This window comes from Streptomyces sp. WM6378 (assembly GCF_001279695.1).
Taxonomy (GTDB): Bacteria; Actinomycetota; Actinomycetes; order Streptomycetales; family Streptomycetaceae; genus Streptomyces.
Map to the genome: position 1 here is coordinate 16,772 of NZ_LGDD01000293.1, position 21,373 is coordinate 38,144.

The window sequence follows — 21,373 nt, forward strand, 5'->3', positions numbered from 1 at the left end:
TGACGGAAGGCGGGACGCGGGGCCGGGGTCTGAGACGCCCGATCGTCGGACTCGGCGCTTCTCAGGGGTGACTCCACCGCATCGCGGCGGCGTACGGATTTCATCGACAGCGAAATCCGGCCGAAGCGTGACGGTACGGAGCGTGAACACGGGCGGCCCCGGGATCCATACCCGGGGCCGCGCCGTGCGTCGGCTGTGCGCGGGCTGTCAGCCGAGGTCGCCCGAGGCGGTGCGCTCGGCGAGCCGGAGCAGGGTGCGCACCGAGGAGCCGGTGCCGCCCTTGGGGGTGTAGCCGTGCGGGGCGCCTTCGTTGAAGGCCGGGCCCGCGATGTCCAGGTGGGCCCAGGTGATGCCCTCGCCGACGAACTCCTTCAGGAACAGGCCCGCCACCAGGCCGCCGCCCATCCGCACGCCCATGTTGGCGAGGTCGGCGGTGGGGGAGTCCATGGTCTTGCGCAGGTTGGCGGGCAGCGGCATCGGCCAGGACTGCTCGCCGGACTCCTCCGCGATCTCGTGGATCGCGGTGCGGAAGGCGTCGTCGTTGGCCATGATCCCGAAGGTGTGGTCGCCGAGCGCGAGGACCATGGCGCCGGTCAGCGTCGCCACGTCGACGATCGCGTCGGGCTTCTCCTCGGAGGCCTTCCACAGCGCGTCGGCGAGGACGAGGCGGCCCTCGGCGTCGGTGTTCAGGACCTCGACGGTCTTGCCGCTGTACATGCGGAGCACGTCACCCGGGCGGGTGGCGGAGCCCGACGGCATGTTCTCGGCGAGCGCCAGCCAGCCGGTGACGTTCACTTCGATGCCCAGGCGCGCGGCCGCGACGACGGCGGCGAACACGGCGGCGGCGCCGGACATGTCGCACTTCATCGTCTCGTTGTGGCCGGCCGGCTTGAGCGAGATGCCGCCCGAGTCGTAGGTGATGCCCTTGCCGACGAACGCGAGGTGCTTGGCGTTCTTGGCGTGCGTGTACGAGATCTTCACCAGGCGCGGCGGGTTCTCCGAGCCGACGCCGACGCCGAGGATGCCGCCGAAGCCGCCCTTCTCCAGCGCCTTCTCGTCCAGGACCTGGACCTTGAGGCCGTGCTCCTTGCCGGCCGCCGAGACGACCGCCGCGAAGGCCTCGGGGGTGAGGTCGTTCGGCGGGGTGTTGATCAGGTCGCGGGCGCGGTTCATCTCCTCGGCCAGCGCGATCGAGCGCTCGGCGGCGGCCTTGTGGGCCTTGTCGCGCGGCTTGGCGCCGAGCAGCGCCACCTCGGCCAGCGGGCCCTTGGCGTCGGCGCCGCGATCCTGGTAGGCGGTGAAGGCGTACGCGCCCAGGAGGGCGCCCTCGCCGATCGCCTCGATGTCCTCGGCGGCCTCGATCGGCAGCGCGAACGCGGCCTTCTTGATGCCGTGCAGGGCGCGCGCGGCGTTGCCGGCGGCGGTGCGCAGCACCTCGGAGGCGTACGCCTCGTCGTCGGCGGGGGCGGAGCCGAGGCCCACCGCGAGGACGAACGGGGCCTTGAGGCCCGCGGGGGAGACGGCCTTGGTCACCTCACCCTCGGCACCACTGGCGCCGAGGGTCGCCAGGACAGCGGCGAGCTTCCCGTCGAACGCCTTGTCCACGGCCTCGGCGCCGGGCGCGACGACCAGCCCACCCTTGGGGCCGGCGGCCTTGGCGACGCCGACGACGAGGGCGTCGGCGCGCAGCGTCGCCGCACCGGCAGTGCTGAGAGTCAGAGCAGTCACGGTGGTGAGATCTCTCTTCCTTGAGAATCCTGTGGAGTGTTCGACCGTCGGATGGTCCGGCCGGGACCGGGGACATCGTATTTCGGGCGGGTCGACCACCAGTCACCGAGCCTACGCGCGGTGACGGCGTTCGATCGCGGTGGCCGTAATTCACTCATCCGTGGTGTCTCTTTCACGTTTGGCCCGCACGCTTCGTGAGAGCTCCGTCACACTCGCCTCAATCGGGCACAGGGGGCACCGTGCTCGTTTGCATCATCACCACAGGTTCTCCGTGCGCAGCCCGCGCGCGGAGGCTCTCTTTGGGGGGACAAATGAAGGCTAAGGCCTTGAAAATGGGCAGAACCAGGCTTGCGCTCACGGCGCTGATGGCTGCCGGACTGCTCACCACGGCCATCCCGGCCGCCAATGCGGCGGCCACCGTCGCGCCGCGCATCGATCTGAAGGTGCTGGTCCTCGACGACGGCGGAAGCGCGGTCGGGGCGCTCGTCGCCGAGCTGAAGAACACCGGAGTCCCTTACCAGACGGTCGAGTTGGGCGCCGCCGGCCGGCCGACCGTCAACGCCGCCTTCCTCAGCGACACCGTCAGCGGGCGGCCGCGCGCCAAGTTCCAGGGCGTCGTCGCGCCCAACGAGATCCCGTTCGGCTCCGCGGCCGCTCCCGAGCAGGCCGCTCTCGCCACGTACGAGACGACCTTCGGGATCCGGCAGATCGACGCGTACACCTGGGCGCACCCCGAGGTCGGGATCGACTACACCGACCAGAACGGCGGCTGGTCCGGCGTCCTGGACGGCGCCAAGTCCCAGGTCACCACGGCCGGCAAGGCCGGGCCCTTCGGCTACCTCGACGGGCCGCTCACCTTCGAGGACAACGACCCGACGGTGCCGGAGAGCTACGGCTACGCGGGCCACCCCAGGGACGGCTTCACCAGCTACCTCGACGCGCCGACCGGCGGCACCCTGCTCGGCCAGTACACCCACGACGGCCGCAGCGAACTGGTCGTCACCTTCGCCTACAACCAGTACCAGGAGCAGTTCCAGGCGCTGGCCAAGGGCATGGTGGAGTGGGTGACCCAGGGTGTGCACCTCGGCCAGAGCCGCAACTACTTCACGGTGCACGTGGACGACGTGTTCGCGCCCGACTCGCGCTGGGACAGCGTCCACAACTGCACCCCGGGCGACTTCGACTGCCCCGCCGGCGGCACCACCAACCCGGACATCCGCATGACCGCGGCCGACGCCCAGTACGCGGCCCAGTGGGAGCAGGCCAACGGGTTCACGCTCGACATGGTCTACAACGCGGGCGCGGGCGAGGAGTGGAAGGCCGAGAACGGCGGCACCGACGCGCTGGCCACCCAACTCCTCGCCGACAAGGCCAAGTACCGCTGGGTGAACCACACCTACACGCACGAGTTCCTCGGCTGTGTCCAGGACAACACCGTCGTGCCGTGGCAGTGCAAGAAGAACGCCGACGGCTCCACCCAGTGGATGAGCCGGGCCGACATCTCCGCGCAGATCTCGCAGAACAACACCTGGGCCGCCCAGAAGGGCCTCCCGGTCGACAAGAGCGAGCTCGTCACCGGTGAGCACTCCGGCATGAGGGTCCTGCCGCAGCAGCCCGACGACAACCCGAACCTGGCGGGCGCGCTCGCCGACAACGGCGTCAAGTGGACCGGCAGCGACGCCTCGCGCGAGCCCGACCAGCGCGCCGTCGGCGCCGCCCAGACCGTCCCCCGGCACCCGATGAACGTGTACTACAACGTCGGCAAGGCCGCCGAGATGACCGACGAGTACAACTGGCTGTACACCTCCAAGGCCGACGGCGGCAGCGGCGTCTGCGAGAACAACCCGGCCTCCACCTGCATGACCGCCCCGCTCGACACCGCCACCGGCTACCAGTCGTACATCGTGCCCAGGGAGGCCAGGACCGCCCTTTCGCACGTGCTGTGGAACGACCCGCGGCCGCACTACGTCCACCAGTCCAACCTGGCCGAGGAGCGGATCCTCTACCCGGTCCTGGACAAGGTCCTCGGCGACTACAAGGCCCTCTACGCCGGCAGCGCGCCGATCGTGAACCTGCGTGAGAAGGACGCGGGAACCGAACTCAGCCGCAGGGCGTCCTGGGACAAGGCGCTGGCTTCCGGTTCGGTGACCGCCTACCGGATCGGCGACACTGTCACCGTGCAGGCTCCGAAGGGGGTGGCCGCACCGATCACGGCACCGGAGGGCACCCGCAAGCAACTGCTCCTCGGTACCACCGCGTTCGGGACGCCGTACGCGGGTCAGCGCTCCGACTGGTCCTCGCCCGAGCTGCTCCAGTCGGCCATCACACTGAAGCTGCCGGCCTGATCAGCCGCCTGATCGCCTGATCGCTCGTCACGCACGACCGCTTGTCCTGGGGGGACATCCATGCCGAGCAGTGGCCGTCATGTCACCATGCTCACGGAAGGCACATATCCGCATATACACGGGGGCGTCAGCACCTGGTGCGATCAGCTCGTACGCGGCATGCCGGAGGTCGACTTCAACGTCGTCGCCCTCACCGGCAGCGGCCGCGAGCCGGTCGCCTGGGAACTGCCGGCCAACGTCTACCGGCACACGGCGTTCCCCCTGTGGGGGCCGCAGCCCGGCAGGCGTCGGCCGCTCCTCGGCAAGGAAAGGCGCCGGTTCACCGACACCTACGAGCGCTTCCTGCTCGCCATGCTCGACCCGGAGTCCGGCTGCGACTTCGCCTCGGCCCTGTACGGCCTGGCGGAGCTCGCCCGGGCCGGGCGGCTCTCGGCGGCGCTCCGCTCGGAGGCGGCACTGAAGTCGCTGATGTGGATCTGGACCATGCCGCACCTGGCACTGTCCAGGGCGAAGCCCACCGTGCACGACGCCCTGACCGCGACCGACCTCCTGGAACACGCACTGCGCCCGCTGTCCGCCCGCATTCCGGCGGACAGCGTGGCGCACGCGGTCAGCAGCGGCCTCGCCACGCTGCCCGCGCTCGCCGCCCAGCACTTCGACGGCGTGCCGTTCCTGCTCACCGAACACGGCATCTACCTGCGCGAGCGCTACCTCGGCTACCGCACCGGCGAGCAGAGCTGGCCGGTCAAGGCGGTGCTGCTCGGCTTCTACCGCGAGCTCAACACCATGGGCTACCGCCAGGCCGACCTCATCACCCCGTGCAACCAGTACAACCGCCGCTGGGAGGAGCGCGGCGGCGCCCCCGCCGAGCGGATCCGCACCGTCTACAACGGCGTCGACCCCGACCTCTTCCCGCACGCCGGACCCGACCCGGCCGTCCCCACCCTGAGCTGGTGCGGACGCATCGACCCGATCAAGGACCTGGAGACCCTGATCCGCTCGTACGCCATCGTCCGCGCCGAACTCCCCGAGACCCGGCTCAGGTTGTACGGAGGAGTGCCGGCCGGCGGCGAGGACTACAAGACCCGCCTGGAGAAGCTGGCCGCCGAACTCGGCGTCACCGACGGCATCTCCTACGAGGGCCGGGTCAGCGACGTGGCGAGCGCGTACGCCTCGGGCAGCGTGGTCATGCTGTCCAGCATCAGCGAGGGCTTCCCGTTCTCGCTGATCGAGGCGATGTCGTGCGGGCGCGCCACCGTGTCCACGGACGTCGGAGGCGTACGGGAGGCGGCCGGCGAGGCCGGTCTCGTGGTGCCGCCGCGCGAGCCCGCGGTGATGGCCGAGGCGACCCTCGGACTGCTCCGCGACCACGAGCGGCGGGCCGAACTCGGCGCCGCCGCCCGCCAGCGCGTGGTCGACAAGTTCACCCTGCACCGCTCGGTGGACGGCTTCCGGCGCATCTATCTGGAACTCGCCGGATGCCCCGAACCCGACCCCGCCCTGGCCGGGTTCACGCCCGAGGACGACTGGACGCTGCAGCTCACGGACCCCTGGTACCGCGAGCTGTCCGACGACCCGCAGCCCAGCACCCTCGGCGGGGCGCCCCGGTGAGCGGTTCCCTGTGGGTCGGCGGGGATGAAGGGCAGGACACCCTGCCCTTCATCCCGCGCCAGCGCCTGCCCAGGCCGCCCGAGGGCGACCCCCTTACCGAACTCGCCCTGCGTCTGGAGGACTTGATAGCGGCTGCCGTCCATCCGGATGAAATAGCGGCCATTATCGAGTCCGACGGCATGTCGGACGCTCAGATAAGAGCTGTGTACGGGCACCCCGACTCCTTCTCGCTCGCCGAGGAGCTCTACGGCCGCGTCGAGCGCCGCTATCCCGAGCCCCCGGCGCCACTCGCCGCACCCTGGCACACCCACCTCGGCTCGTGCCTGCTGCGCGGGCTCGTCTTCGCGCTGCCCGGGCTCGCCTACGTCCTGGGCGCGCCCCTCCTGGCCGGCCCCCGCACCGCGCTCGGCCTGCCTGCCGGAACCATTCCGCTGCTCGCCGGGGCCGTCACCGGCTGGGTGTGGAACCAGTCGCTCTCGCACCGCGCCCACTCCTGGCTCAGCCTCGCCGACCGCCCGGCCGCCGTCCGCGCGCTGCGCCTGGGAGCCCCGCTCGGCGCCGCGCTCAGCTCGCTCGCCGCCCTCGCGGCGACCGGCCCGGGAGAGCTGCCCGCCGCCGCGTTCGCCGCCGGGCAGTGCTGCTATCTCGCGGCGGCCACCGCGCTGCTCGTGCTCGGCCGTGAACGCCCGCTGTTCTGGGCCCTGTTGCCGTTGACCCTCGGCGTCGTACCGGGGCTGCCGTCCTTCGTCGGGCCGGTGCTGCTGCTCGTCTCGCTGATCGCGGCCGTCACGCTGGCCGTGCTCACGCTGCGCGGCGAGGCGGCCGGGCCCGGGCCGCGCGGCGCCGTCTCGCCCCGGGCCGCCGCCTCCGTGCCGTACGGCCTGTTCGGGCTCGGCGCGGGCGTCCTCGTGCTGTACGCGGCCCTCGGCGACATCTTCCGGCACGGCTCCGCGGGCACGGTCGCAGGTCCCTCCGCCGTCGCCCTCACCCTCAGCATGGGCCCCGCCGAGTGGCTGCTGCACCGCTTCCGCGCCGAGAGCCTGGCGGGGCTTCGCACCACGTCCAGCGCGCGGGGGTTCCGCGGTTCGGTCGCCGCCACCGTGACCGTCTGCCTCGGCGCGTACCTGCTGATCCTGGCCGGGCTCGCCGAGGCCGGCACCCGGCTGTGGCCGGACGCCCCGGCGGTGAGCGGCCTGAGGCTGGCGACGCTGCTCCTGATCGGCGCGGTGCTGTGGACCGGGCTGCTGCTCCAGTCGTTCGGGGCGGCGCCGGGCGCGGCCCTGGTGTGCTGCGCGGCGGCCGTCGCCCAGACCCTGGCGCTGCTCCTGGGCGCGCCGCCGCCGACCGGTCTCGTCGTGTCGGGGACGGCGGCCGCGCTGCTTGCCATGCTGGTCTGCGTCCTGGTGGGAAGGGCGACCGCCCACCGGCCATGATCAGATAGAGGACCCCCGAGTACCCCGAACGCGCTGCGAGGAAGCACATGAGCAAACTCCTTGTGCCCTACTACGAGCACCCGGCCGAGCAGCCGGAGGCCTGGGACGCGCTGATCGCCGCCGCGCCCTCGCTGTACGGGGTCGTCCTCAACCCGGCCAACGGATCGGGGAGTTCACCCGACGCGTCCTTCGCCGAGGTGGCCGACCGGCTGCGCTCGGCGGGCGTGCGGGTGCTCGGCTACGTGGACACCGCCTACGGCGCGCGCCCTCCGCAGGACGTGGTGCGTGAGGCGGCCCGCCACCGCGCCTGGTACGGGGTGCACGGCCTCTTCCTCGACCAGGCGGCCACCTCCGCCCTCCAACTGCCGTACTACGCCGACCTGCGGGCCGCCTTCGCCGCCTCGTACGACACGTACGTCACGCTCGTCCTGAACCACGGGGCCGTCCCGCACCCCGGCTACGCCCGGATCGCCGATCTCCTGGTCACCTTCGAGGGGCCCTGGTCCGCCTACCGGCCGGCCGGGCCGACCGGGCCCGACACCTGCCATCTGGTGTACGGGGCCCCGCCCGACGCCGTCGCCCAGGCCCCCGTCCACTGCCTCGTACCCGGTCAACTGCCGCACCCCTGGGGCACGTTGCCGCACCGCTTGGAGCCCGCCCGGTGAAACGCTCCCTCTGGCTGCTGCTTCCGCTGCTCCTGCTCGCGGCGTGCACCAGTTCCCCTGACGGCCCCGACGACGGGGACGGCGGCGGCGACACCGTGCCGCCCGCCCCCTCCGGCCCGCACTGGCAGCCCAAGCCGGGCCTCACCTGGCAGTGGCAGCTCAAGGGCAAGCTCGACCCGGCCGTCGACGTCCAGGTGTACGACATCGACGCCGTCGACCAGGACGCGGCGGCCGTCGCCGATCTGCACCGCCGGGGCCGCAAGGTCATCTGCTACGTCTCGACGGGCGCCTGGGAGAACTGGCGGCCCGACGCCAAGCAGTTCCCCAAGGAGGTGCTCGGCAAGGGAAACGGCTGGGACGGGGAGCGCTGGCTCGACATCCGCCGTACCGACGTCCTCGAACCGCTGATCGCCAAGCGCTTCGACCTGTGCAGGGCGAAGGGCTTCGACGCGGTCGAGCCGGACAACATGGACGGCTACAGCAACGACACCGGCTTCCCCCTCAAGGCCGCCGACCAGCTCAAGTACAACGAGCTCATCGCCCGGCTGGCCCATGACCGGGGCCTGGCCGTCGGCCTGAAGAACGACCTCGACCAGATCCCTCAACTGCTCGCCCACTTCGACTTCGCCGTCAACGAACAGTGCGCCCAGTACGGCGAGTGTGACAAGCTCACGCCGTTCGTGCGGGCGGGCAAGGCCGTCTTCCACGTCGAGTACGAACTCCCGCCGGCCAAGTTCTGCGCCGAGTCCAAGAAGCTGGGGCTCAGCTCGATGGAGAAGAAGTACGACCTGCTGGCGTGGCGCGAGCCCTGCTGAGGCTCAGCCGAGGGTGAGCGCGACCAGCGTCACCGTCGCGGAGGTCTCCGCGACCGCCCCGAACACATCGCCCGTCACCCCGCCGAACCTCCCCACGCAGCGCCGCAGCAGCACCTGCGCGACGGCGAGCCCGGCAGGCACGGCGAGCGCGAAGTGCAGCGCGGACCAGGGCCCGAACAGCCACCCCGCCGCCGCCGAGGCCCCGGTCACCAGGGCGGCGACCGCCGCGGCGCGCCGGCCCGGCACCGTGCCCGCCACCACCGCGCCGAGCCCGTCGGGACGTGCCGCCGGGACACCGCTCCGGGAGGCCAGCGTGAGGGCGGTGCGGGCGGCGACGGCCGAGACGACGGTCGCCACGGCACCCCGGGCCCAGCCGTCCTCGTACAGGTGGGACAGGGCGGCGATCTGGGCAAGGAGCAGGAAGAGCAGGGCGACCACGCCGAACGGGCCGATGTCGCTGCGCTTCATGATGCGCAGCGCCTCCTCGGCGGGCTTGGCGCTGCCGAGCCCGTCGGCGACATCGGCGAGCCCGTCCAGATGCAGCCCCCGGGTCAGCAGGGCGGGCGCGGCCACGCTCACCACCGCCACGAGCAGCGACCCGGCCCCGAGCCCCCAGAACCCCGCGCCCGCGGCCGCCGCGCACAGCCCGACGGCGAGCCCGGCCAGCGGGGCGAGCGTCATCCCCGCGCGGGCGGCGGCGCGGTCCCACCGGGTGATGCGGGCGGGGAAGACGGTGAGGGTGCCGAAGGCGAAACGTACGCCGTGCAGGGCCTTGCTGGGGTTCACCCGGCGCAGAGTATCCCGAGCACTCCACCCCTCGGCGGCGGTAAATTGCGCATACCAGCGCAAACAAGGGCGGGTGGGATGGGTCACTGGTTCTACCGGAACATCACGGAGCCGGGCAAGCTCCCCATGCTGCTCGCGCTGGCCGCGTTCGTCGTGACGTTCCTGGTCACGCGCTCCATCACGCGCCTGATCCGGGCCGGGCGCGGCCCGTTCCGGAACATCAAGCCCGGCGGGCTGCACATCCACCACGTGGTGCCCGGGGTCATCCTCACCATCGTCGGCGGCTTCGGGGCGGTCGGCAGCGGCCGGCACGGAATCGCGGCGGCCACCTTCGCCGTCCTGTTCGGGGTGGGCGCGGGCCTGGTCCTCGACGAGTTCGCGCTGATCCTGCACCTCGACGACGTGTACTGGAGCGAGAACGGGCGCAAGAGCGTCGAGATCGTGGTGATGGCGGCCGCCCTCATGACGCTGGTGCTCGCGGGGTTCTCACCGCTCGGCGTCAACGACGTGTCCCCCGGGGAGCGGGAGAGCCGGGGCTCGTTCATCACCACGATCGCGATCAACTTCTGCTTCGTGCTGATCTCGCTGTTCAAGGGCAAGGTGCGGCTGGCCATGATCGGCACGTTCGTGCCGTTCGTGGCGCTGTTCGGCGCGATCCGGCTCGCCCGGCCGGGCTCCCCGTGGGCCCAGCGCTTCTACCGCAACCGGCCGCGGGCCAGGGCCAAGGCCGGGCTCAGGGCCTACCGCCACGACCGGCGCTGGTCACGGCCCCGGCGCCGCCTTCAGGACTGGATCGGCGGCGCGCCCGACAGGCTCCCGGTGCGCCGCCCCTGATCATGGCGGTCGCGTCGGCGCCTTCGCCGTTCATGGGTGATCCAGCAGATCACGGCGACCACGACGAGCGCCGCGATGTGCTCCTTGCCCGCGAGGTTGTTCTTGAGCACCACTTCGACGACCATCGCGAGCGCCACGGTCCCGGCCGTCCAGTACGCCCGGTAGCGCCAGCACACGTACACCGCGAGGGCGACCACCGCCGCCGAGGGGCCGGTGTCGACCATCTTGGCGGCGGAGGCGGGCAGTCCGAAGACGCTGTCCGGGCCGATGTGGATGCCGACCCGCGCGTACAGGGTGCCGGCCAGCGTCGCCGCGTAGGCGATGAGCAGCATCCGGCCCCGCCCGACGCAGATCTCCGCGATGCCGAACACCACGAGGACCTGGCCGAGCGCGCCCCACACCGGCAGGTCGAGGGCCGGCACGAAGAGCGAGAACGGGGTGCGCAGGAGCGAGATCCACAGCGGGTACTCGGCCTTCACGGAACCGATGATCTGGATCGGCCGGAAGCCCCAGGACTGGTTCTGGATGATCTGGAAGACCGAGGTGAGCGCGACCGCCGAGATCGTCAGCGGGATGGCCCGCCAGCGCTGGGTGCGCAGCGCGTACTTCACGGTCTTGTACAGCGGCCCCCACTCGCGTTCGGCGAACCGGCCCACGACGCTCCTGCGCGGGCTGTTCATCTCTGCGATTCCAGGTGCCTGCGGTGCAGCCACTTGGGCAGCCCGGGGGCCTCCAGGAACCCTTCGGCGCGCGCGGACGCGATGGCGATCCGCGGCAGATCAGCACTCTTCTCGAACAACGTGAACCGTGGCTCCCAGATCGGCCGGTACTTGGCGTTGGACCGGTACAGCGACTCGATCTGCCACCAGCGGGAGAAGAAGCTGAGGAGCGAGCGCCACAGCCTCAGCACGGGTCCTGCCCCGAGCTTCGAGCCGCGCTCGAAGACGGAACGGAACATCGCGAAGTTCAGTGAGACCTGAGTGATCTTGATCTCCTTGGCGCGCTGCAGGAGTTCGATCACCATGAACTCGATCAGGCCGTTCTCGGAGTCCCGGTCACGGCGCATCAGGTCGAGCGAGACACCGCCCGGGCCCCAGGGCACGAAGCTGAGCAGCGCCCTCAACTCGCCCTCGCCGTCGAAGCATTCGAGCATCATGCACTGGCCGTCGGCGGGGTCGCCGAGCCGGCCGAGCGCCATCGAGAAGCCGCGTTCGGTGGCGCCGTCGCGCCAGTCGTCGGCCTTGCGCAGGAGTTCGTTCATCTCCTCGGCAGGGATGTCCGCATGGCGGCGGATCCGCACCTCGTACCCGGCCCGCTTCACCCGGTTGTACGCCTGGCGCACGGTCCGCATCGCGCGGCCCTCCAGGGTGAACTCGGCGGTCTCCACGATCGCCTCGTCGCCCATCTCCAGGGCGTCCAGGCCGTGCCGGGCGTAGATCTGCCCGGCCTCCTCGCTGGCGCCGGTGACGGCCGGGATCCAGCCGTGCGCGCGGGCCTCGGCCAGCCACGGCTCGATCGCGCCCGGCCAGGCCTCCGGGTCGCCGATCGGGTCGCCCGAGGCAAGCGAGACGCTGTTGATCACGCGGTAGGTGACGGCGGCCTTGCCGGTCGGCGACCAGATGACGGCCTTCTCGCGGCGCAGCGCGAAGTAGCCCAGCGAGTCGCGCTCACCCTGCTTGTCCAGGAGCGCGCGCAGCTTCTCCTCGTCCTCGACGGTGAGCGGGTCGACGGCCCTGCGGTTGCGGAAGGCGGCGTAGATGACGGCGATCAGGAGCAGCGTGGCAAGCACGTTGATGGTGACGTTGACCCAGCCCGGGGTGGTGATGCCCTGGGTGTGCCGGTCGTCGGGGACCAGGAACACCAGCCGCATCACGCCGTAGCGCCAGCGCTGCAGGAACGTCGAGTGGTCGGTGCCGTCGTAGGTGTTGGTTGCGCTGACCAGGACCGCCGCGATCAGCGAGGTGACCAGCAGGCCGCCGATGGCGGTCGCGACCGCGGCCAGCGGGTTGGAGCGGTCGCCCTTGGCGTAGAACTCGCGGCGGCCGAGCAGCAGCGCGAGCACGAAGGCCGCGGTCAGGGCGAGCGAGACCCAGTTCTGCGGGTACCGGTGGATTTCCGGGAACGCCATGGCGAACGCGAACAGGGCCAGGAACAGCCCGCCGAGCACTATGTTGAGGATCCAGGCGGCCCGCTTGCGCCGGCGCATGGTGACGGCGAGGAACAGCGTGACGACGCCCGAGGTGAAGCCGGCTTCGAGCAGGTACGGAGTGAAGTAGTCGTCCGTGTTGTGCCGCCGAAGCCCCTGGCCGAGGGTGACCCAGACGGCGCTCAGGAAATTGATGAACGTCACGACGCGCAGGTACCAGACGGCGAATGCCGCCCCGCGCCGCGACCGGGGGGTGCTCCGGTTCGTTCCTTCGGTGGTGCTCAAGCGGACTTCTCCCATGAAACGCGATGATATGGCGGCATAGCGTTCCACAGTGGTCGCAGGCGGAGCCGAGGGGTGGCCCCCGGCTCTGCCGCGGCTCACGCGTCGCTGCTCTCCTCAGGGCTCTCCGCGCGCTGGTCGGTGCGCTCGGGCAGCTCCGCGGCCAGTGCGGCCGCGGCTTGTACGAGGGGAAGAGCGAGCAATGCCCCGGTTCCTTCGCCCACTGTGACGCCATGATCGAGCAGAGGGTTGAGCGCCATCCGGTCCAGCGCCTTCGACTGGCCCGGCTCGCCGCTCAGCTGGCCCGCGAGCCACCAGTCCGGAGCCCGGAAGGCCGCCCGCTGAGCCACCAGCGCACAGGCCGACGAGACGACCCCGTCCAGGATCACCGGCAGTCTGCGCACCGCACACTGCAGCAGGAAACCGGTGGTCGCGGCAAGGTCCGCGCCGCCCACGGCGGCCAGAAGTTCGAGCTGATCGCCGAGAACCGGCCGCGCCCGGCGCAGCGCGTCCCGGATCGCCGCGCACTTGCGCATCCACGCCAGGTCGTCGATCCCGGCGCCGCCGCGGCCGGTGACCACCGAGGCGTCCGTGCCGCACAGCGCCGCGATCAGCACCGCCGCCGGGGTGGTGCCGCCCACGCTGAGGTCGCCGAGCACCACCAGGTCGGTGCCGGAGTCGGCCTCCTCGTCGGCGATCCTCATGCCGAGCCGTACGGCCGCCTCGGCCTCGTCCACGGTGAGCGCGTCCTCGACGTCGATCCGGCCGCTGCCGCGCCGCACCCGGTGGCGTACGACGTCCTCGGGCAGCAGGGCCGGGTCGCAGTCCAGGCCCGCGTCGACGACGCGGACCGAGGCGCCCTGACGGCGGGCGAGCACCGCGACCGGGCTCTCGCCTTCGAGGACGGCGCGTACGAGCGTGTGCGCGGAGGCCGCCGGGCGGGCCGAGACGCCGAGTCCCGCCACGCCGTGGTCGCCCGCGAAGAGGATCACGCGGGGTCGCTCCACGGCCCGGACCGGGTTGGCGCCCTGCGCCGCGGACAGCCAGGTGGCCAGCTCGTCGAGCCGGCCGAGGGAGCCGGGCGGCACGGTGAGCCGCTCCCGGCGTTCCTCGGCGTCCCGCCGCACACCGTTGTCGGGGCGTTCGATCAGATCGGAGAAGTCGTCCAGGTTCAGCCTGCTCATTTGCCGAACAGTACCGCCAGCCCGGCCGCGTCAGCCGCGCAGCGTGAGCGCCTGCCCCGCGACGACGAGCAGGACCTGCTCGCACTCGGCCGCGAACAGCGTGTTCAGACGCCCCAGTTCGTCCCGGAACCGCCGCCCCGACGAGGTGGCCGGCACCACTCCGGACCCCACCTCGTTGCTCACCGCCACCAGCGTCCGCGAGGTGCCCCGGACCGCCGCGACGAGCTCGGCCGTGCGTTCTCTCAGCGCCCGCTCGCCGCCCGCCGCCCACTTCTCGTCGTCCCAGGCGCCGACCCGGTCCATCGCGTCGGTCAGCCACAGCGCCAGACAGTCGATCAGGAGCGGCGGCCCCGACTCGTCGAGCAGCGGCGCGAGTTCGCAGGTCTCCTCGGTGCGCCAGGACGAGGGCCGGCGTTCGCGGTGCAGGCCGACGCGCGCGGCCCACTCCGCGTCGCCGTTGCGGGCGCCGCCCGTCGCCACGTACACGACCTGCGGGAATCCCGCGAGGCGCCGCTCGGCCTCCACCGACTTGCCGGAGCGCGCGCCGCCCAGGACGAGCGTGCGGCGCGGCAGGTCGGGCACCGCGTGGTACTCGCCGACGATCAGCGTCGTGCCGTCCGGCACCGCCCGCGCGCCGAGTGCCGCGAGCCGGCGCTCCAACTCCCGCCCGGGCGGCACGTCGTGGTCGAGGTGGACGGCGATCACATCGGTCGCGGGACCGATGCCGCCCGCGGCCCGCAGCCGCGCGAGCGCGTCGGGCCGCCCGGCGACATCGGCCACCACCATGTCGTACGGCTGCACCTCGGCGGGTCCGGCGGGCGCGCCGCCCGGCGGCAGGTAAAGGAGCCGCTCGCCCTCCGGCGAGGTCACCTCGTACCCGGTCCCCGGCGAGTCCAGCGGCACCGCGAGCACCCGGTGGCCGCTGATCAGCGTCAGCCTGCGGCCGTCCGGCACCCGCCCGGCCGCCGGGAGCCCGGCGGGCAGCTCCACGGCGGGCCCGTCGTGCGGATGGGTGAGCAGCACCTGGCGTACGCCCGCGAGGCTGCGTCCGGCGCGGGCGGCGGCGAGGGCCGCACCCGGGGTGAGGTCGAGCAGCAGCGCGCCGTCGACGAGCAGGGCGGTCGCGGCCCGCACGCCCGCGCCGCGGGCGACGGCGCACGCGGCGCAGGGACAGTCGGGGCGCGGCAGGCCGGTGGGGGCCCCGGTGCCGAGGAGAGTCAGTTCCACAGGGACGATCCTCCCGCGTCACCGGCCCTCTTGCGCGCCCGGTTACGCTGCGGGCAGCAACGTGACCCAGGAGGCGGACATGGCGTGGACGTGGCGTTTCGAGAAGTCGGACGGTACGGAGGTCGAGCCGGCGGTGGCGCCGGAGGAGTTCACGACCCAGGGCGATGCGGAGTCCTGGATCGGTGAGGTGTGGAAGGACCTGCTCGAAGGCGGGGCCGACCAGGTCTTCCTGTCCGAGGACGGCACACGGATCTACGGCCCGATGAGCCTGCACGCCGACCAGGCCTGACGGCCCGGCCGGGGGCGCACGGTGCGCCCCCGGCCCGGCTCAGATCTCGCCGAGGGTGACCTCGGCCGTCCTGTTCGCACCGTCACGCGCATACGTGACCTGCACCTTCTGGCCGGGCTTGTCCGCGGCCAGCGCCTCGGTGAGCGAGGTGATGGTCGAGATGCCGGTGTGGCCGAGCCTGACGATGATGTCGCCCGGCTTCAGGCCCGCTTTTGCCGCGGCGCCGTTCGCCGCGACCTGCACGACCGCGACGCCGGCCGGCTGGTAATTCGTGTCGACCACGGTGCGGCCGGTGATGCCGAGCGCCGCCCGGCCGGAGTCGGTGACCTTGCCGCTCTTGATGATCTGGTCGGCGACCGTCTTCACCATCGACACCGGGATCGCGAAGCCGATGCCGGGAGCCGCGCTGCCGCCCATGTCCGGGTCGGTCGCGGCGAGCGTCGGGATGCCGATGACCTCGCCGTCCAGGTTGACCAGCGCGCCGCCGCTGTTGCCGGGGTTGATCGCGGCCGAGGTCTGCACCATGTTGGCGATGGTGGCGCCGGTCCCGCCGCCGCCCTGGCCCTCGGAGACGGTGCGGCCGGTCGCGGACACGATGCCCTGGGTGACGCTGGAGGACAGCCCCAGCGGGGAGCCCATCGCCAGCACGATCTGGCCCATCTCGACCTTGGCCGAGTCACCGAACGCGGCCGCCTTCAGACCGCTCGGCACCGAGTCCAGCTTGATCACCGCGAGGTCCTGCTCCGGATAGGCCGCGACCAGCCGGGCGGTCACCGCCGAGCTGCTGCCCGACGTCGTCACCTTGAAGCTCTTCTCGTCGCCCACCACATGGGCGTTGGTGACGATGTGCCCCTGGTCGTCGTAGACGATCCCCGAGCCGAGGCTGTTGGACGCCTCGATCTGCACGACCGACGGCAGCACGTTCTTGATCACGCGCTGGTAGTCGCTCTGCAGGCTGTCGGTCCCGTCGGAGCCGCCCCGCCGGGCCGTCGAAGAACTCGCCGACGCGCTCGCGGACGTACTGGGTGATGCCTTGACCGCCGCGGCGCCCGTGTCCGAACAGCCGCCGAGGAGAAGGGCGGTGGCGACGACGGCGGTCAGGGGCAGGGCAGCACGGCGCACCCGGCCGGGGCGAAGAGATGCATCCATGGCAGGAGTATCCCTTTGGTCCGATTTGACGGCCTGTCGGTGCGCCCGATCAGGTACCGGGGTCCCGGGCCGGGGCCCAATCGGCGGATACCCCTGGCTCAGTCCCGTACGCCGAAGAGGTGCAGCAGTGCCGCGACCTGGCGGTAGGGGTCGGTGCGGCCCGCCCGGTCCTCGGCGGCGAGCAGCCGGTCCAGCTCGTCGGCGGGCGGCAGCGGCGTCTCGTTCGGCACGTTGTCGGTGAACACCCGCACCCCGTACCAGGCGTGCAGCGGCGCCGCGATCCCGTCCAGCGTGCGGGTCAGCGCGGCGAGCTTGTCGGCCCGGACCGGGAGGCCGAGCCGGTTGGTGTACGAGTCGGTGTCGAAGGCCGACAGGGCGCCCGGCCAGTCACCGGCGAGCCCGGGCCGCACGGCCAGCGCGTCGGCGTTCCGTACGAGCAGCGAGAGCAGGCCGCCGGGGGCGAGCATCCGGGCCAGGCCCGCGAGCATGGCGTCGGGCTCCTGGACGTACATCAGGACGCCGTGGCAGAGCACCACGTCGAAGGAGCCCGGCAGGAAGTGCACCCCGGTCTCGCGGCCGTCGCCCTCGATCAGGCGGACCCGCTCGCGGATGCCCTCGGGCTCGGTGGCCAGCGACTCGCGGGCCACCTTCAGCATCCCGGGATCGGATTCGAGCCCGGTCACCGAGTGCCCGGCGCGGGCCAGGCGCAGGGCCTGGGTGCCCTGGCCCATGCCGACGTCCAGCACGCGCAGGCGCTGGCCCACCGGGAAGCGCGCGGCTATCTGCTCGTCGAGCTGACGGGCCACGAGCTCCTGGCGGACGACGTTGCGCAGCCCGGCGAGGCCCTTGAGCCAGGCGCCGCCGGCGCCGGTGAAGCCGGACGGCCGGCCGCTCAGGGCCGCTCTCCGCGCTTGACCTGCGGCTTGGGCAGCCGCAGCCGGCGCATCTGGAGCGTGCGCATCAGGCCGTAGGCGACGGCGCCCTTCTTCGGCTCGTCCGGGAAGCGGGCGGCCAGCGCCTTCTTCAGGCGGAAGGCGAGCCCGATCGAGTCGAGCACGATGAGCACGATCACGACGAGCCACAGCAGCAGCGAAAGGCTCTGCAGGCTGCCGATCCGGATCATCGAGAGGACCAGGATGATCACCGCGAGGGGCAGGAACATCTCGGCGACCGAGAACCGGGAGTCGACGAAGTTGCGGACGAACCCTCGCACCGGGCCCTTGTCACGGGCCGGCAGATAGCGCTGGTCGCCATTGGCGAGCGCCTCGCGCTGCTTGGCCATGTCGACCCGGCGGGCCTCGCGCTGGCGCTTGGCGGCCTCCTTGCGGTCGGTCGGCACGGTCGAGGCACGGCGGCGCTGAGTCTGGGCCTCACTCCGCTTGGGAGTGGGGCGCCCCTTGGGGGCCTCGGGGTCGCGGGGCGCTTTGGAGAGGTCCGCCGTCACCTTGTCGGTGGGGGCCTTCTCTGCGTTGGAACGGCTACGGAACACAATCCCCAAGGGTACGGGGTAACGGGAATGGACCCCAGGCCGGTGGGGAACGATCCCACAACGCCTTGCGTCTCCAGGGAGGGGCGATGCACGGTTCCCCGAGGTTCACCTACTCCCTGCGCCGGATCAACGCGGGACGCAGTCGTCCTTGGGGATGAGCGCATCGTTGCCCGAACAGTGCGGTAATGGATGCAGGGCCCGTACTGTGGGTCCTGTTGCAGCAGCTGGAGCTGGAGTCCGTCAGAAGGGGGCGCGCGAAGCCCATGAGCGGTGTCATGAAGCGTATGGGGATGATCTTCCGCGCGAAGGCGAACAAGGCCCTTGACCGGGCCGAGGACCCTCGCGAGACCCTCGATTACTCGTACCAGAAGCAGCTTGAGCTGCTCCAGAAGGTGCGCCGGGGCGTCGCGGACGTCGCGACCTCCCGCAAGCGTCTGGAGCTGCAGCTCAATCAGCTCCAGAGCCAGTCCTCCAAGCTGGAGGACCAGGGCCGCAAGGCCCTCTCGCTCGGCCGTGAGGACCTGGCCCGCGAGGCCCTGTCCCGCCGGGCCTCGCTGCAGCAGCAGGTCACCGACCTGGAGACGCAGCACCAGACGTTGCAGGGCGAGGAGGAGAAGCTCACCCTCGCGGCCCAGCGCCTCCAGGCCAAGGTCGACGCCTTCCGTACCAAGAAGGAAACGATCAAGGCGACGTACACGGCGGCCCAGGCCCAGACCCGCATCGCCGAGTCCTTCTCGGGCATCTCCGAGGAGATGAGCGACGTCGGCATGGCCATCCAGCGGGCCGAGGACAAGACCGCGCAGCTCCAGGCGCGGGCCGGCGCGATCGACGAACTGCTCGCCTCCGGCGCCCTCGACGACCAGTCGGGCCTCGCCAAGGACGACATCCAGACCGAGCTGGACCGGCTGTCCGGTGGTACGGATGTAGAGCTGGAACTGCAGCGGATGAAGGCCGAGCTGATGGGTGGCCCGGCCAACGGGAAGCAGGCCATCGAAGGCGGCACCGCCGCTCCCGAGGACAAGGCCCCGCAGCAGAGCCCGCGCTTCGACAAGCAGTGACGAGCGGCAGGAGACGTTCATGATCGTCCGGATCATGGGGGAGGGGCAGGTGAAGCTGGCGGACAGCCACTTCACCGAGCTCAACAAGCTCGACGACGAACTCCTCGCCCAGATGGAGGACGGTGACGAGGAGGGCTTCCGCCGCACCCTGAACGCGCTCCTCGACGCGGTGCGCCGGTTGGGCGAGCCGCTGCCCGACGACTCCCTGGAGCCGTCCGAGCTGATCCTTCCGAGCCCGGACGCGAGCCTGGACGAGGTCAAGGAGATGCTCAGCGACGACGGGCTCATCCCGGGCTGACCGGGGGCCGGGGTCCCGGCCCCTTTACGGTAGGTGACCGTGACCCCCATCGACCGTGCCCGCCCGTGGCTCAGGGCGCATCCGCTGGCCCTGGACGCGGTCCTCGCCTCCGGCGTACTGCTCTGCATGGTCGTCGGCTCCTTCGCCGACCCGCACGGGCCGAACGGGCCCACCTTCGGCACCCGCACGCCGGGCCTGCGTTCCCTCGTCCTGATGACTCTGGGCGCGGCCGTCCTCGTACTGCGGCGGCGCAGGCCCATGGCCGTGCTCGGCTGCGCCAGTGCGCTCACCATGGTCGAGCTGAGCCTCGGCGCGCCGCCCGCGCCCGTCGCGATGAGCGCCGTCGTCGCGCTGTACACGGTCGCCGCCCACACCGACCGGCCCACCACCTACCGGGTCGGCGTGCTCACCATCGTCGTGCTCACCGGTACGGCGATGCTCCTCGGCACCCCGCCCTGGTACTCCCAGGAACACCTCGGGATCTTCGCCTGGACCGGCATGGCCGCGGCTGCCGGAGACGCCGTGCGCAGCCGGCGCGCCTTCATCGACGCGATCAGGGAGCGCGCCGAGCGGGCCGAGCACGGCCGCGAGGAGGAGGCCCGGCGCCGGGTCGCCGAGGAACGGCTGCGGATCGCCCGCGACCTGCACGACGTGGTGGCCCACCACATCGCGCTGGTCAACGTCCAGGCCGGGGTCGCCGCCCACGTCATGGACAAGCGACCCGACCAGGCCAAGGAGGCCCTCGCCCATGTGCGCGAGGCCAGCCGGTCGGCGCTGGACGAACTCCGGTCCACCGTCGGCCTGTTGCGCCAGTCCGGCGACCCGGCCGCCCCCACCGAGCCCGCCCCCGGACTCGCCGTCCTCGACGACCTGCTCGGCGGCTTCCGGCGCGCGGGGCTGCCCGTCGAGCTCGCGCGCGCCGACGACTCCCCGCTGCCCGCCTCCGTCGACCTCGCCGCGTACCGGGTCATCCAGGAGGCGCTCACCAATGTGCAGAAGCACGCGGGACCCGGCGCCAAGGCCGAGGTGAGCGTCGTACGGGTCGGACCGAACACCGAGATCACCGTCATCGACAACGGCACCGCCGCGGGCGACGGGACCGGCGGAGGTGACGGCGGCGGGCACGGCCTGCTCGGCATGCGCGAGCGCGTCACCGCGCTCGGCGGCAGCTGCACCGCCGGGCCCCGCTACGGCGGCGGCTTCCGCGTACAGGCGATACTGCCGGTCAAGGCCGCGGAGACCGGGGCCACGGGGGAAGGCGCGTCATGACGATCAAGGTGGTACTCGCCGACGACCAGGCGCTGCTGCGCTCGGCGTTCCGCGTACTGGTCGACTCCGAGCCGGACATGGAGGTCGTCGGCGAGGCCGCCGACGGCGCCGAGGTCGTCGACGTGGTCCACCGGACCCTGCCGGACGTGGTCCTGATGGACATCCGGATGCCCGGCACCGACGGCCTCGCCGCGACCCGCGCGATCACCGCCGACCCGGCGCTGGCCACCGTCCACGTGGTGATGCTGACGACCTTCGAGGTCGACGAGTACGTGGTGCAGTCGCTGCGGGCCGGCGCCTCGGGCTTCCTCGGCAAGGGCGCCGAACCCGAGGAACTGCTCGGCGCGATCCGGATCGCGGCAGCCGGTGAGGCGCTGCTCTCGCCGGCCGCGACCAAGGGCCTGATCACCACCTTCCTCGCGCAGGGCGGCAGTTGGGACGGCCGGGGTGAGGACCCGGGGCGGCACGGCGAGCGCCTCGCCGCCCTCACGGTCCGCGAGCGCGAGGTCCTGGTGCAGGTCGCGGGCGGCCACTCCAACGACGAGATCGCCGAGCGTCTCACGGTCAGCCCGCTCACCGTGAAGACCCACGTCAACCGCGCGATGGCCAAATTGAGCGCCCGCGACCGTGCCCAATTGGTGGTAATCGCCTACGAATCCGGCCTTGTCCGCCCACGGGTGGACTGAAGGGTGGAGTGCGGCGTACTGCGGCTGCGGTATGCGCGGGATAAGGAAAGGGACCTGGGAGCGAGGAATTGCACCCGCC

At 72.0% G+C, this 21,373-nt stretch carries 20 protein-coding genes; 11 read left to right on the forward strand and 9 right to left on the reverse strand.

Annotated elements, in window-relative coordinates:
* Positions 1-207 precede the first annotated feature (207 nt).
* Entirely contained in the window at positions 208-1,728 is a 1,521-nt protein-coding gene (locus tag ADK54_RS23575) for a leucyl aminopeptidase (RefSeq protein ID WP_053727684.1), read from the reverse strand.
* A 332-nt stretch (positions 1,729-2,060) separates the two neighbouring features.
* Between ADK54_RS23575 and ADK54_RS23580 the strand changes: the two genes are divergently transcribed.
* Genes ADK54_RS23580 through ADK54_RS23600 form a run of 5 tightly spaced genes read left to right on the forward strand, consistent with a single transcriptional unit; the run spans position 2,061 to position 8,597 of the window.
* Positions 2,061-4,073 carry a hypothetical protein gene (locus ADK54_RS23580; RefSeq protein WP_234392174.1) on the forward strand — a complete coding sequence of 671 codons (2,013 nt, stop codon included), beginning with the start codon at positions 2,061-2,063 and terminating at the stop codon, positions 4,071-4,073.
* A 60-nt stretch (positions 4,074-4,133) separates the two neighbouring features.
* Positions 4,134-5,684: a GT4 family glycosyltransferase PelF gene (gene pelF / locus ADK54_RS23585; protein ID WP_053727686.1), complete on the forward strand. Its 1,551-nt coding sequence runs from the start codon at positions 4,134-4,136 to the stop codon at positions 5,682-5,684.
* Entirely contained in the window at positions 5,681-7,117 is a 1,437-nt protein-coding gene (locus ADK54_RS23590; RefSeq protein WP_053727687.1) for a hypothetical protein, read from the forward strand. Before pelF ends, ADK54_RS23590 begins: the two co-directional genes overlap by 4 nt.
* Positions 7,118-7,164: 47 nt before the next feature.
* A complete protein-coding gene (locus ADK54_RS23595; protein WP_053727688.1) occupies positions 7,165-7,782 on the forward strand; it encodes a spherulation-specific family 4 protein in 618 nt (205 codons plus the stop codon).
* The gene (locus ADK54_RS23600; protein WP_053727689.1) at positions 7,779-8,597 is read left to right on the forward strand and encodes an endo alpha-1,4 polygalactosaminidase; all 819 of its coding nucleotides are present in this window, start codon (positions 7,779-7,781) and stop codon (positions 8,595-8,597) included. Before ADK54_RS23595 ends, ADK54_RS23600 begins: the two co-directional genes overlap by 4 nt.
* A 3-nt stretch (positions 8,598-8,600) precedes the next feature.
* Here ADK54_RS23600 and ADK54_RS23605 read toward each other — a convergent pair whose 3' ends face one another.
* On the reverse strand, positions 8,601-9,392 hold the full coding sequence (locus ADK54_RS23605; protein WP_078966580.1) for an adenosylcobinamide-GDP ribazoletransferase: 792 nt from the start codon (positions 9,390-9,392) through the stop codon (positions 8,601-8,603).
* 69 nt (positions 9,393-9,461) lie between these two features.
* On the opposite strand from ADK54_RS23605, the gene ADK54_RS23610 reads away from it, so the two are divergent.
* The gene (locus tag ADK54_RS23610) at positions 9,462-10,217 is read left to right on the forward strand and encodes a hypothetical protein (RefSeq protein ID WP_053727690.1); all 756 of its coding nucleotides are present in this window, start codon (positions 9,462-9,464) and stop codon (positions 10,215-10,217) included.
* On the opposite strand, the gene ADK54_RS46185 is transcribed toward ADK54_RS23610, so the two are convergent.
* The 4 genes from ADK54_RS46185 to ADK54_RS23630 form a co-directional block, all read right to left on the reverse strand.
* Positions 10,166-10,897, reverse strand: coding sequence for a hypothetical protein (locus ADK54_RS46185; RefSeq protein ID WP_053727691.1), 732 nt, complete (start codon positions 10,895-10,897; stop codon positions 10,166-10,168). The two genes, ADK54_RS23610 and ADK54_RS46185, sit on opposite strands and share 52 nt — an antisense overlap.
* Positions 10,894-12,663 carry a phosphatidylglycerol lysyltransferase domain-containing protein gene (locus ADK54_RS23620; RefSeq protein WP_053727692.1) on the reverse strand — a complete coding sequence of 590 codons (1,770 nt, stop codon included), beginning with the start codon at positions 12,661-12,663 and terminating at the stop codon, positions 10,894-10,896. The genes ADK54_RS46185 and ADK54_RS23620 overlap by 4 nt, the downstream gene beginning before the upstream one ends.
* Before the next feature lie 80 nt (positions 12,664-12,743).
* Positions 12,744-13,829: a nicotinate-nucleotide--dimethylbenzimidazole phosphoribosyltransferase gene (gene cobT, locus ADK54_RS23625; RefSeq protein ID WP_053727693.1), complete on the reverse strand. Its 1,086-nt coding sequence runs from the start codon at positions 13,827-13,829 to the stop codon at positions 12,744-12,746.
* Positions 13,830-13,859: 30 nt separating this feature from the next.
* Positions 13,860-15,056 (reverse strand): bifunctional adenosylcobinamide kinase/adenosylcobinamide-phosphate guanylyltransferase, encoded by a 1,197-nt coding sequence (locus ADK54_RS23630; protein WP_053727694.1) that lies wholly within the window; start codon positions 15,054-15,056, stop codon positions 13,860-13,862.
* A gap of 79 nt (positions 15,057-15,135) precedes the next feature.
* On the opposite strand from ADK54_RS23630, the gene ADK54_RS23635 reads away from it, so the two are divergent.
* Positions 15,136-15,345 (forward strand): hypothetical protein, encoded by a 210-nt coding sequence (locus ADK54_RS23635; RefSeq protein WP_053727695.1) that lies wholly within the window; start codon positions 15,136-15,138, stop codon positions 15,343-15,345.
* Between the two features lie 39 nt (positions 15,346-15,384).
* Here the strand turns inward: ADK54_RS23635 and ADK54_RS23640 are convergent, their stop codons facing one another.
* From ADK54_RS23640 to ADK54_RS23650, 3 genes are all read right to left on the reverse strand, one after another.
* A complete protein-coding gene (locus ADK54_RS23640) occupies positions 15,385-16,494 on the reverse strand; it encodes a S1C family serine protease (protein ID WP_053727696.1) in 1,110 nt (369 codons plus the stop codon).
* Positions 16,495-16,592: 98 nt separating this feature from the next.
* Complete coding sequence (locus tag ADK54_RS23645; RefSeq protein ID WP_053727697.1) at positions 16,593-17,300, reverse strand: class I SAM-dependent methyltransferase; 708 nt, start codon at positions 17,298-17,300, stop codon at positions 16,593-16,595.
* Between the two features lie 86 nt (positions 17,301-17,386).
* Entirely contained in the window at positions 17,387-17,983 is a 597-nt protein-coding gene (locus ADK54_RS23650; protein WP_053727698.1) for a DUF3043 domain-containing protein, read from the reverse strand.
* A 263-nt stretch (positions 17,984-18,246) separates the two neighbouring features.
* Between ADK54_RS23650 and ADK54_RS23655 the strand changes: the two genes are divergently transcribed.
* Genes ADK54_RS23655 through ADK54_RS23670 form a run of 4 tightly spaced genes read left to right on the forward strand, consistent with a single transcriptional unit; the run spans position 18,247 to position 21,294 of the window.
* Positions 18,247-19,041, forward strand: a complete 795-nt coding sequence (locus tag ADK54_RS23655) for a PspA/IM30 family protein (protein WP_078966581.1) — start codon at positions 18,247-18,249, stop codon at positions 19,039-19,041.
* Between the two features lie 19 nt (positions 19,042-19,060).
* Positions 19,061-19,339, forward strand: coding sequence for a PspA-associated protein PspAA (gene pspAA, locus ADK54_RS23660; protein WP_053727700.1), 279 nt, complete (start codon positions 19,061-19,063; stop codon positions 19,337-19,339).
* Positions 19,340-19,378: 39 nt separating this feature from the next.
* Entirely contained in the window at positions 19,379-20,608 is a 1,230-nt protein-coding gene (locus ADK54_RS23665) for a sensor histidine kinase (protein ID WP_234392175.1), read from the forward strand.
* Entirely contained in the window at positions 20,605-21,294 is a 690-nt protein-coding gene (locus ADK54_RS23670; protein WP_053727702.1) for a response regulator, read from the forward strand. The genes ADK54_RS23665 and ADK54_RS23670 overlap by 4 nt, the downstream gene beginning before the upstream one ends.
* Positions 21,295-21,373: the final 79 nt, after the last annotated feature.

What these genes read in the sequence shown, in the direction of transcription:
- ADK54_RS23580 (WP_234392174.1), top strand. Translation starts at nt 2,061, where the DNA reads ATGGGCAGAACCAGGCTTGCGCTCACGGCGCTGATGGCTGCCGGACTG.
- pelF (WP_053727686.1), top strand. Translation starts at nt 4,134, where the DNA reads ATGCCGAGCAGTGGCCGTCATGTCACCATGCTCACGGAAGGCACATAT.
- ADK54_RS23595 (WP_053727688.1), top strand. Translation starts at nt 7,165, where the DNA reads ATGAGCAAACTCCTTGTGCCCTACTACGAGCACCCGGCCGAGCAGCCG.
- ADK54_RS23610 (WP_053727690.1), top strand. Translation starts at nt 9,462, where the DNA reads ATGGGTCACTGGTTCTACCGGAACATCACGGAGCCGGGCAAGCTCCCC.
- ADK54_RS46185 (WP_053727691.1), bottom strand. Translation starts at nt 10,897, where the DNA reads ATGAACAGCCCGCGCAGGAGCGTCGTGGGCCGGTTCGCCGAACGCGAG.
- ADK54_RS23620 (WP_053727692.1), bottom strand. Translation starts at nt 12,663, where the DNA reads ATGGGAGAAGTCCGCTTGAGCACCACCGAAGGAACGAACCGGAGCACC.
- cobT (WP_053727693.1), bottom strand. Translation starts at nt 13,829, where the DNA reads ATGAGCAGGCTGAACCTGGACGACTTCTCCGATCTGATCGAACGCCCC.
- ADK54_RS23635 (WP_053727695.1), top strand. Translation starts at nt 15,136, where the DNA reads ATGGCGTGGACGTGGCGTTTCGAGAAGTCGGACGGTACGGAGGTCGAG.
- ADK54_RS23640 (WP_053727696.1), bottom strand. Translation starts at nt 16,494, where the DNA reads ATGGATGCATCTCTTCGCCCCGGCCGGGTGCGCCGTGCTGCCCTGCCC.
- ADK54_RS23655 (WP_078966581.1), top strand. Translation starts at nt 18,247, where the DNA reads ATGAGCGGTGTCATGAAGCGTATGGGGATGATCTTCCGCGCGAAGGCG.
- pspAA (WP_053727700.1), top strand. Translation starts at nt 19,061, where the DNA reads ATGATCGTCCGGATCATGGGGGAGGGGCAGGTGAAGCTGGCGGACAGC.
- ADK54_RS23670 (WP_053727702.1), top strand. Translation starts at nt 20,605, where the DNA reads ATGACGATCAAGGTGGTACTCGCCGACGACCAGGCGCTGCTGCGCTCG.